This is a genomic window from Geobacillus sp. PK12, from assembly GCF_004123125.1.
Taxonomy (GTDB): Bacteria; Bacillota; Bacilli; order Bacillales; family Anoxybacillaceae; genus Geobacillus; species Geobacillus zalihae.
This window is the reverse complement of sequence record NZ_SDKL01000011.1, coordinates 14,629-29,043: the sequence shown is the minus strand read 5'-3', so window position 1 is coordinate 29,043 and position 14,415 is coordinate 14,629. Positions and strand designations below refer to the sequence as shown.

12 protein-coding genes are annotated in these 14,415 nt (G+C 54.8%); 1 reads left to right on the top strand and 11 read right to left on the bottom strand.

Annotated features, from left to right (window positions below; translation table 11 throughout):
- Positions 1 to 16: 16 nt before the first annotated feature.
- Positions 17 to 790, bottom strand: coding sequence for a type I 3-dehydroquinate dehydratase (gene aroD / locus ETR37_RS05505; protein ID WP_020755987.1), 774 nt, complete (start codon positions 788 to 790; stop codon positions 17 to 19).
- Positions 791 to 802: 12 nt separating this feature from the next.
- Positions 803 to 1,561, bottom strand: a complete 759-nt coding sequence (locus ETR37_RS05500) for an IclR family transcriptional regulator (protein ID WP_060788389.1) — start codon at positions 1,559 to 1,561, stop codon at positions 803 to 805.
- Positions 1,562 to 2,043: 482 nt separating this feature from the next.
- On the opposite strand from ETR37_RS05500, the gene ETR37_RS05495 reads away from it, so the two are divergent.
- On the top strand, positions 2,044 to 3,360 hold the full coding sequence (locus tag ETR37_RS05495) for an MFS transporter (protein ID WP_129447019.1): 1,317 nt from the start codon (positions 2,044 to 2,046) through the stop codon (positions 3,358 to 3,360).
- 102 nt (positions 3,361 to 3,462) lie between these two features.
- On the opposite strand, the gene ETR37_RS05490 is transcribed toward ETR37_RS05495, so the two are convergent.
- The 9 genes from ETR37_RS05490 to ETR37_RS05450 all read right to left on the bottom strand — a co-directional run bounded on the left by ETR37_RS05490 (position 3,463) and on the right by ETR37_RS05450 (position 14,349).
- The gene (locus ETR37_RS05490; RefSeq protein ID WP_129447018.1) at positions 3,463 to 4,746 is read right to left on the bottom strand and encodes a TRAP transporter large permease subunit; all 1,284 of its coding nucleotides are present in this window, start codon (positions 4,744 to 4,746) and stop codon (positions 3,463 to 3,465) included.
- Positions 4,747 to 5,337, bottom strand: a complete 591-nt coding sequence (locus ETR37_RS05485; protein WP_081132633.1) for a TRAP transporter small permease — start codon at positions 5,335 to 5,337, stop codon at positions 4,747 to 4,749.
- A gap of 79 nt (positions 5,338 to 5,416) precedes the next feature.
- Entirely contained in the window at positions 5,417 to 6,433 is a 1,017-nt protein-coding gene (locus ETR37_RS05480) for a TRAP transporter substrate-binding protein (protein WP_129447017.1), read from the bottom strand.
- Positions 6,434 to 6,708: 275 nt separating this feature from the next.
- Positions 6,709 to 7,545 carry a sugar phosphate isomerase/epimerase family protein gene (locus tag ETR37_RS05475; RefSeq protein WP_020756275.1) on the bottom strand — a complete coding sequence of 279 codons (837 nt, stop codon included), beginning with the start codon at positions 7,543 to 7,545 and terminating at the stop codon, positions 6,709 to 6,711.
- 35 nt (positions 7,546 to 7,580) lie between these two features.
- On the bottom strand, positions 7,581 to 9,344 hold the full coding sequence (locus ETR37_RS05470) for a thiamine pyrophosphate-binding protein (RefSeq protein ID WP_013145031.1): 1,764 nt from the start codon (positions 9,342 to 9,344) through the stop codon (positions 7,581 to 7,583).
- Positions 9,341 to 10,339, bottom strand: a complete 999-nt coding sequence (locus ETR37_RS05465) for a zinc-dependent alcohol dehydrogenase (RefSeq protein WP_129447016.1) — start codon at positions 10,337 to 10,339, stop codon at positions 9,341 to 9,343. Before ETR37_RS05465 ends, ETR37_RS05470 begins: the two co-directional genes overlap by 4 nt.
- Positions 10,340 to 10,356: 17 nt before the next feature.
- Positions 10,357 to 11,784, bottom strand: a complete 1,428-nt coding sequence (locus tag ETR37_RS05460) for an aldehyde dehydrogenase family protein (RefSeq protein ID WP_033006417.1) — start codon at positions 11,782 to 11,784, stop codon at positions 10,357 to 10,359.
- A 9-nt stretch (positions 11,785 to 11,793) separates the two neighbouring features.
- Positions 11,794 to 12,636, bottom strand: a complete 843-nt coding sequence (locus ETR37_RS05455; protein ID WP_014196107.1) for a citryl-CoA lyase — start codon at positions 12,634 to 12,636, stop codon at positions 11,794 to 11,796.
- A gap of 318 nt (positions 12,637 to 12,954) precedes the next feature.
- Positions 12,955 to 14,349: a hypothetical protein gene (locus ETR37_RS05450; RefSeq protein ID WP_050572318.1), complete on the bottom strand. Its 1,395-nt coding sequence runs from the start codon at positions 14,347 to 14,349 to the stop codon at positions 12,955 to 12,957.
- Positions 14,350 to 14,415: the final 66 nt, after the last annotated feature.

Below are 14,415 nucleotides of genomic sequence, written 5' to 3'. Positions count from 1 at the left end.
CCCCCTAAAGGTCCAATTATTGGCTGTATTTCATGATGACCGACAAAGCGGTCCGGACGTCTTCAATCGGAATTTGCCCGGGCGCCGAGCTTTGCCGCCCGACTGCGAAGGTGACAGCAGAGCCGAACAATCCGCCCGCCAGGCGGGTGATGGCGCCCAATGCCCCCATCGACATCGTGATGAGCGGAATTTCCACCTCTTGCCGCGCCTCTTCCGTCGCCTGCAGCAGCACGAGCACATCCCCCCGCGATTTTGGCATCACAGCCGCTTTCGCGATATCAGCGCCGCATTGCTCAGCTTGGCGCATTTTCGCAACAAGCTCTTCCTTCGAGGGCGTATCAGTAAAATTATGATAGGACAGCACAAGGCGCACCCCATAGCGGCGCGTCAGCTCCCGGACTGCGGGGACATGCGGCTCATGGACAAGCTCGTAATCAAGCAAATCGATCGCGCCGCTTTGGCATACAGTTTCAAACAACCGAAGCTTTTCCTCTTCTGTCAAGGAAATCGGTCGGCCGCCCTCCAGTTCGGAACGAACCGTAAACAAAATCGGGATGTCTCCGGCAATCGCCCGCATCTTTCTCGCCGTTGCCGCCACTTGCTGTTCGTCCTGAATCGCCTCGAAAAAGTCCGCCCTCCATTCAATGAGATGCGGCTTTTTCGCGCTGATTTGCCTTGTTTCCTCTAACACTTGCTCCGCGTCCGCTCCGACGACCGGGGCGCAAATGCACGGTTCGTCTCCCCCGATCAAGACATTGCGCACACGGACGGCGCGTTTTGAAATCGCCATATGCTCTCCCCCTTATGGTCGATAACCTAGTTTTTCTGAAATCGCTTGTGCTCCTTCTTTCACGGTCGTTTCGAACTTCCCAAGCACATCCGGCGCAAACCGATGCGTCGGCCCGGAGATGGACAAGCAGGCGCGAACTTCCCCACGAATATTGAAAATCGGCGCGGCAACGGCTGCAGAGCCGACTTCCCGCTCATCGACGCTGGATGCAACGCCGCGCTCCCGAATCACCTCAAGCTCCGCCGCTAGACGAGCCAAGCGTTCCTTTGTCGGCACTTGCGCGAAAATCCGCTCTTGAAAAGCAGGCGATTGATAAGCCAACAATACTTTTCCTCCCGCTCCCGCCCAAAGCGGCAGCCGTTCGCCGATTCTCACCATATGACGCAGCGCCTGAAGCCCCTCGCACTGTTCGACGCAAACGCGGGCATCTTGTTCGAGCACATACAAATTCACCGTCTCCCGCGTCTCATCGCGCAGCCGCTCCATCACAGGCCGCGCGATTTCCCGCACTTCCATCGATTTGCCGGCAATATATCCTAAATAGTACAATCCTTGTCCAAGACGGTACTTTAACGTCTCCGGATCTTTGACGACCAAGCGGTTTTGCTCCAGCGTAGCGAGCAAGCGCGTTGTCGTCGATTTAGGAAGCGAAATCTTTTTCGCAATTTCCGTGAGTGATAGCTCTTGTTCCTCAAGGGTAAAACAATACAAGATGTCAATGGCCCGCTGCACCGTACGCAATCCGGCCTCATGCTTTTTTTCTTCCTTCAACTGTTTGTCTCCCCCCTTCCTTACGTTCCATTCAACGGAATTTAATTTCCTTCAGTGGAACCTTACTCCCATTTTAGCATCTTCGGTCACCGCCGTTCAAGCTTTTTTTCGCGTTTCCTTCCTTTTCGGTTTCAACAAGGGAAAGGACGGCGAAGCCTCTTTTATATTCACACATGCTGCTATGGCCCGTCTTCCTGTCCGTCCATTGGTTGAACGGATTGCATAAACAGTTCAAATTTTTCAACAAGTTATGGACAAACGAGAGCGAACTTTGTTATAATCCATTCAAGAATTCCATTTATAGAAAATGAGTTACACATAATGGAACAAAGAAAGGGGATGATCAGCGAACATTGGGGAATCGATCATTTCATGGGATGATGAAACATCGAAACGCGATGTCCATTGAAAGGGAACTCGCTATTTTTTCTCTCTAACACTGTATGCGTTTTCCCGCATCAACACAAGGATGGTGAACAAAGATGAAGCACAAACGACGTTGGGCGATTGCGTTTTTGATCGCGTTAGGCGTCATTATCAACTATTTCGACCGCATCAACATGTCCGTCGGCATTCAGCCGCTGGCGAAAGAGTTCGGCCTCACGCCCGGACAGCTCGGCATTTTGCTGTCTGCGTTTGCTTGGTCTTATGCCATTTTGCAAATCCCGGCCGGCGTGATTCTCGATAAAATCGGCGTCAAATGGGTGACGCGCATCGGGACGATCATTTGGACAATCGCGTGTTTCTTGACCGCTATCGCCAGCGGCCAAGGCCTTGTCATGTTATCACGCGTCTTGTTGGGCATCGGGGAGGCGCAGTATTTCCCGTCAGCCGCCAAAGCAGTCGGGCAATGGTTCCCGCGCCATGAGCGGGCGACCGCGATTGCTCTTTACGACGCCCAGTCGAAGCTGTCAAACGCCATCGGCACCCCGATCATCGCCTGGATCATCACCGAGTGGGGATGGCGGGCTGGGTTCTATACGACGGCAGTGCTCAGCTTCATTTACGCCATCCTGTTCTGGGCGACATACCGCGACCCACATGAAGACAAACGGTTGTCGAAAGAAGAGTACAACTACATCGTCCAAGGCGGAGCGCAAAAATCAGACGAAACTTCAGGAAACGTTTGGGAGACAATTCGATATTTGCTGACGAAGAAAAAAGTATGGGCGACATTGATCGGGTTTGCTGCGTATGGCTACTCGTGGTTTTTGTTTCTTACGTGGCTTCCCGGCTATTTGGCGACGGAAATGCACATGTCGGTGCTGAAATCAGGCTGGTACGCCTCGATTCCGTGGATCGTCGGCACGATTTCGGAGATCGCGATCGGCGGATGGCTCGTCGATCGGCTTATCAACAAAGGAGGCCATTCAACGCGCGTACGAAAAACGTTTTTGGTCATCGGCATGCTGCTTGGGCTGTCCGTCATCGGCGCCGCTTTCACGACAAACCCAAACATCGCGATCCTTTGCATTTCGATTGCGCTCGGCGGCCTAGTCATCACGTCCTCGATTGCCTACAGCATTCCGACATTTATTGCACCGCCAGGCACGGTCGGGACGTTGACCGGCCTGTTGACGTTCGGCAACAACTCGATGGCGATTGTCGCCCCGATCGTGACGGGATTCATCGTTCAAGCGACCGGCTCGTTCATGTACGCGTTTCTCGTCGCGGCGCTCATTTTGCTCGCCGGCATTTTCAGCTATTTGTTCCTGCTGACCGATTTAGAGCCGATCGAACCGATGGCTCGGCCGGACACAACGCAAAACGCAAGCATCGGACATATAAAAGTGCGATAGCGAAAGAGAAGCGCCTTCGTCCAACGCGGCGAAGGCGCCTTTCTATGCTGCGGATGTGCGGTGAATCAAGCCTTCACTCCTCCTCAACGCAACACCATCCGTTTAATGACCCGCAAACCACCCAAGCGGCACGGTCACAAGAGACGGGAAGAAAATCAACAACAGCAACAGAAGCGTCTCGACCAGCAAAAACGGCCAAACTCCTTTCATAATGTCTTCCATGTTGATTTTCGCCACCCCGCAGGCGACGTTCAGCACTGTGCCGACCGGCGGCGTGAGCAGCCCGATGCAGTTGTTTAAAATAAACAATACCCCGAAGTACACCGGATCAATGCCTGCTTTTTCAATAATCGGCATCAGCACCGGCGTTAAAATGAGCACCGTCGGCGTCAAATCCATTGCCGTCCCGACCAACAGCACCAAGGCGTTAATGGCCAAAAGCAGCGCCAACGGATGATCGATAAACGGCGCAAGCACATTTGTCACGATCGCCGGAATGTTGGCGACCGTAATGAGCCAGGCCGACACCATGGCGGCGGCCACCAAAAACATGACGACGCTTGTCGTTTTCGCCGCGGCCACGAGCACGTGAAACAAGTCTTTCACCTTCAGCTCACGGTAAATGCACAAGCCGACAATCAACGCGTAAAACGCGGCCACCACCGCTGCCTCGGTCGGCGTAAACACTCCTCCGCGCAGCCCGCCGACGATGATCACCGGCAGCAGCAGCGCCCAAAACGCCTCGCGGGTCGCCCGCCAAATTTCTTTTGCCGATTGGCGCGGGAGCACCTCGACTTGATCCCGGCGCGTCACCCACCACCAGCAGATGGCCAGTGAAATGCCAAGCAAAATCCCGGGAACAATGCCGGCCATAAACAGCTTCGTGATCGACACGCCGCTTGTGACCCCGAAAATGATCATCGGAATGCTCGGCGGGATGATCGGCGCGATGATGCCGCCGGCGGCGATGAGGCCGGCCGACCGGTTGCGGTTGTACCCGGCTTTGACCATCATCGGGATGAGAATCGCCCCAAGCGCCGCTGTATCGGCCACCGCCGACCCCGACAACCCGGCGAACAACACGCTCGCGATGATCGCCACATACCCGAGCCCGCCGCGGATATGGCCGACAAGCGCCATGGCAAAGCGGATGATCCGCCGCGAAATGCCGCCGGCGTTCATGAGCTCCCCGGCCAGCATAAAGAACGGAATCGCCATCAGCGGAAAGCTGTCTGCGCCGCTGATCAAGTTTTGCGCGATGATTTGCGTATCAAAAATGTCCAAATAAAACATCAAGGCGACGCCGCTGACCAAGAGCGCAAACGCGATCGGCATCCCGAGCGCCATGACCCCTAACAGCGACCCGATAAAGACGACTAACGCCATCTACCGCTCACCTCCAGCCGCGTCTTGCGTTCGCCCGTGCGCCCATTCTGCCGCTTCGTGCTCGACGGGAGCGGCCGCCATGATTTCTTCTTCCGATTCTTTCATTCTCGTCAGCTCCTCAATCGCCCCGGGGCGAAACAGCGCCTGATACAAATGGTACAAAATAATGAGGCCCATGCCGATGCTCACGACAAGCCCGGTCCCATAAATGAACGCCATCGGCAGACCGGTGGCCGGGGCTTTGCTTTCCAATCCGCTCATCGTCATCTTCCAGCTTCCATCCAACAGCAAATAGAGAACGTACAGCACGATCGCATTGCTGATGACAAACACGACGCGCTTGGCGCCGGTCGGCAGCTTCCGCACCAATGTATCGACGCCTAGATGGTCATGGTCTTTCAAAGCACCGACCGCGCCTAAAAACGACATCCAAATGAACAGAAAGCGCGACATTTCTTCCGACCACGTGATGCCGGAGTTAAATGCGTAGCGGAGCACGACGTTGCCGAATACAAGAATGGACATAAACGCGAGGCAGAACGCCATTAAGGCGTTCAGCGCCTTCTCCAGTACGGCTCCGATCCTTTTCATCGCTGTCCCCTCCAAGTCTGCAAGAATGGAAGAACTCTTAAGGGGTGGACTCCCCTTAAGAGCCGGCTTTGCCATTCGGTTATTTTCCTGCGTTAACCAATTCGTTCACGAGATCTTGGCCGAATTTCGGCGCGTATTTTTGATAGATGGGCTGCACTTTTTCGACAAATTTTTGCCTCTCCTCCGGAGAAAGTTCGGTAATGACCATGCCTTGCTGTTTCAAATAGTCGAACATTTTCTCATCTTCTTCTTGGTTGAGCTTGCGCTGATAGTCTCTCGCTTCTTCCGCGGCTTTTTTGATGATGTCTTTTTCCTTGTCCGTCAACGTGTCCCAAAACTTTTTGCTGATGAGCAACGGACTTGCGTTGTAGACGTGGCCGGTTTTCGTCAAATATTTTTGCACTTCGTAAAACTTATTGATCGCCACATTCCCGACCGGGTTTTCTTGGCCGTCGACCACGTGCTGCTCCAAAGCGGTAAACAGCTCCGTAAATGCCATCGGCACCGGTGTGGCGCCCAACTCTTTCCACAAATCAATATGAAGGTCATTTTCCAACGTCCGAATTTTCAACCCTTTAATGTCGTCCACGCTTGTGACTTCCCGCTTATTGTTCGTCAAATGGCGGAAGCCGTTTTCCCAATAGTTCAAGCCGATCACGCCGACAGACGGCAAATCGTTGAGCAAATCTTGGCCGATTTTCCCATCCAGCACTTTGTAAGCGGTTTCTCGATCTTTGAATAAAAACGGCAAGTCTAGCACCCCGATGCGCGGAGCGAATGAAGCGATCGGACCGGTCGACATCGTCGATCCTTGAATCGTGCCCATCTTCAGCGCTTCAAACACGGCTACGTCTCCCCCGAGCTGTCCATCCGGATACACTTCCACTTTGATCGAGCCGTTTGTTTCTTTTTCCACGATGTCCGCAAATTTGTACAATCCTTTCGTCAGTGAACGATCCTTCGATGTCGCAACGGCCATTTTCATCACTTTCGGTTCGGCTTTCTTCGCCGCGCCGCCCCCTTGCGGCTCGGATTTCGATGAGCACCCCGCAAGCACCAACAGGCAGGCAAACAACAACACCAACATCTTTTTCATTACGTTTTCCCCCTTCTTTCCTCTATAGTGCAATGGTTGATGCAGCCGAACGGATCAACCGGCTGGCATCGTGTTGTATGTTGAACCCGCATTCCCGTTTGGCCGCAGGCCATTCTGTTCTCTCTCGACCGCGTCCGGTCATGCGGGAAACAACCAAATGAGCAAACCATTTATTTCTAATAATAGAATTAATATATATAATTTTCTGTCAATTAGTAATGTTCATAAGGCAGCCTCCCGTATCGGAAGCGCTGCCATATTTCTCTGTTGACTAGTCACGCCGATAGATCGCTTTGCGTTGCAATATGGCGGGCAAAATAGTCTTTTGCCGACTGCAGGCAGCGGCGTGCATGTTCTTCGTAGCCGAGCTCCTTGACACGTTTGATGTTTGGTAACTCGATCGAGCAAGGAACTTCTGGAATGCGACGGACAATGCCGGCAATGTCGATCCCACCTTCGCCGATGTACAGCCGCCCTTCGCGGAGAATTCTCGTCATCTCTTCTTTTGACGCCGGAATCTCGCCCGGCGCGTCGCAAAGATGGAGAAAATGGAACCACTCCCGCGGCACGGCTTCCAACGCTTCTGGCGAATCGCCGGCGCGATGAAAATGGTGCAAATCAATCATAACGCCAGCATTGTCTTTCTTTACCGTCTTTAACACATCGACGACTCCTGCCAAATTCGTCACCGCCGCAATCGGCACATACTCCAAATCGACCGTCAATCCATATGGCTTCGCCAGTTCGCACAGCTCGGCAAACTGTTCAATGTAAGCGCTTCGGTCGGCCGTCCAAATGCTGCTTAAGACGTGGCGGCCGCCCAGTTCAGCCGCCACTTCCAAAGCGGGTTCATACCGTTTTGGATCCGTATCAGCGTCAATGCGGGCCAGTTCGATATCCAGCAGCTTGACGCCGGTGTCCCGCAACGCCGCTTTCGTCTCACGCAACAGCTGTGGATTTTCCGCCAACGCATAGTTCGGTTCTCCCGGAAGCCCCATGTAGATGATCCGGAAACTGACGTAATCATACCCTGCCCGGGCGGCAATGTGCGCCATCTCCGGCGGCGGACAGCCGAGCACGGTCAAATGGGCCAAGGAAAACGTTCTAGCCATATCTTCCCCCTCCCCCCGATCTTGAAGGTTTCTCCTTACCGCTCTACGGCCACATGGTGAACACGTTTACCTGGGGAATAGATGTCCATAATATTCCAGTGGCCGGACGTCGGCGTCGGGACGTTGATCATTTCCACATCGATGACAAACGGTTTGTTCGCTTGGATGGCTCGCTCGAGCGCCGGTTTAAACTCTTCCGCCGAGCGGATTTTCACTCCTTCAACGCCGTATGCCCGGGCAATGGCTGCATAATCCGGCGAATACGGCTTACCGTCCTTTTGGAAAACCGTCCCGTGCGTCGTGCCAAAATGCGCCTTCTCGAGCCCGGCGATCGTGCCAAAGGCGTAGTTGTTCATAATGACCCAAACAACGGCGATATTTTCCTCGGCGGCTGTCGCCAACACCGCCGGGTTTTGGCCAAATCCGCCATCTCCAACGAGCGACACGACGACGCGGTCCGGGCAGGCGATTTTCGCCCCGAGCGCGGCCGGAGCGCCAAAGCCCATCGTCGCATAACCGCCTGGCGTCAAAATCGTTCCTGCACCATACGCTGGGAACTGTTGGCCGACCCCGTTTTTGTTCCAGCCGACATCGGTCGTGATGATCGCATCTTTCGGCAGCACTTCCCGCACCTCATGCAAAATGCGTTCCGGACGCATCGGATAGCTGTCGTCTTGAATGTGCGGCGCGTTTTGCCGCCGGAATTCCTCCTTATAGTTAGCGATGCGTTCTTTCAGCGCCTCGTCCGTCCGCCCTTGCGGCACGGTTTGTTTCGCCACGCGGTTCAACACGGTAAGCGCTTGCTTGACATCGGCGACGATGCCGAGTTCCGTTGGATAGTTGCGCCCGATTTCGTTCGGGTCGATGTCAATATGAATGAGCTTCGTTTCCGGAATGTTGAACGTGTACTCCGGCTCCCATGAACTGCAATCAGCTTCGGAAAATCTCGTTCCCAATGCCAAAATGACATCGGCGTTGCGGCACATGTCATTGACGAATTTCGTCCCCCAGAATCCGCTCATGCCCAGTGTCAGCGGATGGTCATCCGGCAGCGCCCCTTTGCCCATCAGCGTGTGCGCAACGGGGAGATCGAAATGTTCGACAAACGTTTTCAATTCTTCCGCCGCATCCGCCAGCATAATGCCGCCGCCGACGTACACAAGCGGGCGTTCCGCCTGCATCAGCTTCTCAATGATGTGTTTCGCGGTTTCATCGTCAATCGACGGCTTATGCAGCGTTTTCGTATGCCGCTTTTGCTTTTCAAACAGCGCCACATCCACTTCTTTGGAGAAAATGTCCATCGGCACGGAAACAAGCACCGGCCCTGGGCGGCCGCTCTCCGCCAGCTGGAACGCTTTTTCCAAAATTTCCGGGAACAAATCCGGCCGGTCGACCCGCCATGCCCGCTTCACAAACGGGCGGTAAATTTCATATTGCGACGCATCAGCGTGCAAGTTGATCTCCTGGTGCGGATGCTTTCCGTAATAATGACTCGGCACATCACCGGCGATGACGACCATCGGAATGGAGTCGAGCGCCGCATTGGCGACGCCTGTCGCCGCATTCGTCAGCCCCGGGCCAACGTGGCAGAGAACGACAGCCGTTTCCTTTTTCGCCCGCGCATAGCCGTCAGCCATATGCGCGGCGATTTGTTCGTGGCGGACGTTGACGAACTTGATTGAACTATGCTCCAAAGCCGCCAACACTGCGATGTTCGTATGGCCGCAAAGCCCAAAAATATGCGTAACGCCGCGGTCTTCCAAATACCGGACTAACTGTTCGGCTACTGGTTTTTTCATCGCTCTTCCTCCTCCTTGAAACGTAACACGACTTTGCCCGCATTGCCGGATGACGCCAGTTCATACGCCTGCTCATAGTCGCGGACCGGAAAAATGCGGGAAATGACCCGTTCGATCGGATGCGGCATCGTCCGCAAATAATGAATCGCTTGCAAATAGTCATCCGGGAAGCGGTAGATGATGGAACCATGCACGGTCACTTCGTTGCGGACAAGACGCACCACCGGAAACGTCGCTTCATTCGCCAGACCGATCAACACAAGATGCCCCCCTGGAGCGACAAGCTCCGCCGCCTGTTCGACCGCTTCGCGCGCACCGGCCGCCTCGATGACAACATCAAACGTTTCACCCGACAGCGCATCAGGCGCAAGCGTGCGGATGTCGGCCATCGCTTTCACCGTCTCAAGCTTCAACGGATTCACATCGACCGCCGTCACATCCGCTCCGAAATGGCGGGCGAGGACGGCCGCCATCATCCCTTCATTGCCACATCCGATCACCGCTACCCGCATGGCGGGCTCGATCCGCACTTTGCTCAAAGCATGCACGACGACAGCAAACGGTTCGACAAGCACCGCCTTTTCATCCGAGAGATCATCAGGAACAGGAAGCACATACTTGGACGAGATGATGAATTCATGCGAAAATCCGCCGTCCGTGTTGATGCCGAGTGATTGTTTATGTCGGCAGATGTTCGTCAACCCTTTTTGGCACAAATCGCACGCGCCGCAATACGTGTTCGGCAGCACAACGACTCGCGTTCCAATGTCATAGGCGGCTTGTTCGCCTTTTTCGACAATGACGCCGACTAATTCATGCCCGGCGCGAACGGGATAGTTCGCGTGCGGAAGTTTTCCTTTCAGCACCCCAAGATCCGATCCGCAAATCCCCCCGTAAATGAGCTTGATCTTCACCTCATCCCCTTGTGGGGAACGGACGGCCTTGAGGCGCCGCAGTTCTAATTCATTCGGCTTCGCCACATAAAGCGCTAACATGTTGCCACCACCCATCATCACTGTGGAAACTGCCATACAATCATCTTCATTTCCGTCATTTCTTCAATCGCATAACGCGGGCCTTCGCGGCCGATGCCGCTGTTTTTCACACCGCCGTACGGCCAATGATCCAACCGGAAATTCGAGGTGCCGTTCACAACGACCCCGCCGACATCAAGCGCCTCCGCCACTTGATGGACGATGTCCATCCGGTTCGTAAACAGCCCAGCTTGCAGGCCAAAGGCAGAATCGTTCGTCTCTGCAATCGCTTCGTCAATCGTCCGGTACGGGATGACGCTGACGACCGGGCCGAATACTTCTTCACAAACGACTTTGCTTCGCTTCGGCGGGTTGAAGAGCACCGTCGGCTCCACCGTCGCCCCACGCCGTTTTCCGCCGCACACCAGCGTCGCGCCGGAAGCGATGGCTTCATCAATCCAGTTCATCACCCGATCCGCCGCCCGCTCATCGACCATGCAGCCGACATCCGTATCGGGCAAGAGCGGGTCGCCGACTTTCAACGCCTCGACTTCCCGTTTGAGCAAGTCGGTGAACGGTTCAACGACCGACTCATGTACGTAAATGCGCTGGACGGAAATGCAGCTTTGCCCGGAATTGCTGTAGCCGGTTTTCGCGCAAAGCGCGGCCGCCCGTTTCAAATCGGCGTCTTCATGGACGATCGTCGCCGCATTGCCGCCGAGCTCCAGCAGCACTTTTTTCATGCCGGCCAACGCGCAAATGTTGCGGCTCGCCACCACGCCGCCGGTAAACGAAATGACGTTGACGCGATCGTCTTTCACGATTTGCTGCCCAACCTCGGCACCGCCAAGCACCATGTTGATGGCACGCGGTGGAAGCCCGGCCTCTAGCAGCAACTTCAACAGTTCTGTCGCAATCAGCGGCGTCTGCGGCGCCGGTTTTAACACAACGGTGTTGCCCGCCGCAAACGCGGGTCCGACTTTATGGCAAATCAAATTGAGCGGGGCGTTGAACGGCGTAATCGCCGCCACGACGCCGACCGGCACGCGAAACGTCACTGCCACCGCTTTCGTCCCGCGCGCCGAGGCGTCGCCCGGGATCGTTTCCCCAAACAGACGCTTCGCTTCTTCAGCTGACTGCTCAAGCGTTTCAATGGAGCGGGACACTTCATCCAACGTGTTTTTCAGCGGCTTTCCAAGCTCTTCCGAAATCCAGCGGGCAAACGTTTCTTTCCGCTCCTCCAGCAGCATCGACGCCCTTTTTAAGATGCGCGCTCGCTCATAGGACGGAATTCTCGCGATCTCTTTTTTTGCTTCAAACGCACAGGCGAGCGCCCTGTCCACATCTTCCGGCGTCGCCAGCTGCTGTTCGCCGATCACTTCCCCGGTATACGGGTTTTTCACCGGCTCCGCCGCACGCGGTTCTTCGATCCATGTCCCGTTAATATACAGCTGTGCTTTTCTCATCTTGATCACCTACTTTTCCAAATGACGTTTGGCTGGTCCGGTATAGCGGACTAAATCATCGCGGTTCGGGCACGGTCCTTTGATCAGCACGCCGTTTTGCCACTCTTCAAACGCATGGGCGACAATGCCCATCCCGCGCGACAGAGCGAACACACCTTTCGCCGCCGCCGCCGGCACGCCGAGCTCGCACTGGATCGCCGCCGCCACCCCGTCGATGTTCATCGTCATCCGCTTCCCTTTCGTCTTCTCCAAATGGGAACGATACGCTTCCGCGATCGCTAAATACCGTCCACTGATCTCCCCTTCTTCCACAAGCTCGCCCGCCAGCGCATACAGCCGTCTGACGCGCGGGTCGTCATCATGAAGCTGATGGCCAAATCCCGGCAGCTTCCGCCCTTCACGGCGAAACTGTTCAAACCGCTCGCCGATCACATCGGCCATCGCACCTTCCCCGCCGCGGATTTCGATTTGCTCATTTGTCTCGTAAAACAGCGCCATCGCCTTCTCCACCGCTCCCCCGTGCACATCACCAAGCACGTTGATGCCCGTCGCCACACACGAGTTGAACGAAATGCCGCATGTCGCCGCCATGCGGGCCGCCGCAATCGACGGGGCGCGCGGGCCGTGATCCGCCCCGGCGACAAGGACGCTTTCCCATAACTTCGCCTTTTTCTCGCTCAATATCTCCCCGCATAATAAGAGGTACAACATTTGCGTGTACGACACATTGCCGATTAATTCCTCAATCGGATATCCGCGAATGAGAATTTCATTTTTGCGGACGTCGCTGATCGACGTCTCCCACCACGCCCCTCCATCGGCGTACATATCGAGCGCACTTCGCTGCTTCATCCGAGTCGATCCCCCTTTGCCGCTCTTTGTAGATCGATCTAAAAGAATGGAATTTTAGTAGATCGATCTAAAACAAAAGAATGAAGATTAGATCGATCTAAAAACCTCCAGAACAAATCTTCTTTGTTTCCATTTTTAAGCAGACGATCCCGAGCGCACCAACTAGGCACGCCTATTTATTAGATCGATCTAAAAAAGAAATGACAAACAATTCAATCGATTCGATCTCATTATATCGTTCCGCCGAAAACGCTGTCAACCTAAAAATCTTCTTTCTTTGAAAAAAAAGAAGGAAACGACCCCACAACGCCATAGATATCAGCCGAAAAACAGCCGCTCCGCCAACAGCGCAATGCCGATTCCTACGGCCATATAACCGAGCGCAAACGGAACATTCCTCCTGCCGATCCGATACGGATTGTCCCCCAGCTCCTCCGCCAGCAAAGAAACAGAAATATTGTACGGGCTGTACATGACCGTCGCCAAACTGCAACAAATGAGCACAATCGACAACGGCACCGCCGGAACAAGCAGCCGCACCGGCTCAAGCAGCGGCATGAGCAGCGTCAAGCTCACCAGCGGGTGAAATCCGACAAGCGACGTCGTGAAAAAATAAGCGGCAATCATCGCATACAGCCAGACGGAATGTTCCGCCCCGACGCGAAACCAGCCTCCAAGCCCAGCGAGCAGCGGAGACCGGGCCAGCATCTCGACAAACAACCCGGCTCCTAAAAACATGAAAAAGTAGTTTCCCAATCCCTCTGTCCGCTCTTTCCAATGGCAGAGCGCCATCACCGCATACCGCTTCACCCGGCGCACAAGCAGCGCCCATCCGAAACAAAACGGGACAAGCAATAAGACGATCGAAAACAAAAATCCTTTGCCAAGCCAACGCTGAACGAGCGACACGAGCACCGTAAACACGACGAGCACCACTAGCAGCTGGGCGGCCTTTTTCCCGATCGAAACCGCTGATTCCCGCCCCGCTTCCTCGCCGTTGTCCAATGGGATGGATCGGTACGAAACAGCGGCCGTTCCCCAGTCGATCATCGCCATCGTAAAAGCCAGAAGCAGCAAAAACAGCGCCACTTCATAATAGTGCACACCGGTGAAATCAATCGTCGTGCTGATCATCACTTCCATCGGGCTCCACGTCAAACAAAGCGCATACGCCCGCAGCAAATTCCGAACATAAAACGACTCGGCCTTCCGTCCTCCTACATTTCGCAGCGCGGTGCGCAACGATTTGACAAGAAGCGGAATTGTGGCAATGTTCAAAAACAACCCAAGCAAATGACAAACGCTGAAACTGCGGCGGTACAGCGACGAAACGCCCCCGACGTTCCGCTTCAGCCATTCGCTCAAACTCTGATCATACCGCCCGACGCGAATAAGCGTATTCATGAACGGAAGCACAAAAAACAGCGCCAACAGCCCCAACACCCGTTCAAAATGCAGGACAAACGTCGGCCATGCATCGCCATAGAACAAAAACAATCCAACACCAAATGCAAAAAACAGAGCTCCCGACACCTGGTACACCCCGCGGGCGAAAAACGCGGACACAATAAACGCTGACAGCGCTGCAGCTCCCATAGCATAGTGAACGGGGGCCGTCTCGACAAACTGGGCCACCATATACAGCGCCACCGCCGCTGTATACACCGGCACCCGCCACATTCCAATCCAGTCTTGAATGCGATCGTGCGTCATTGTTCTCCCCTTTCGTTGCCATACGTTGAGATGATGATGCGACTGTTGTCCATAAGCGGCGAAAAC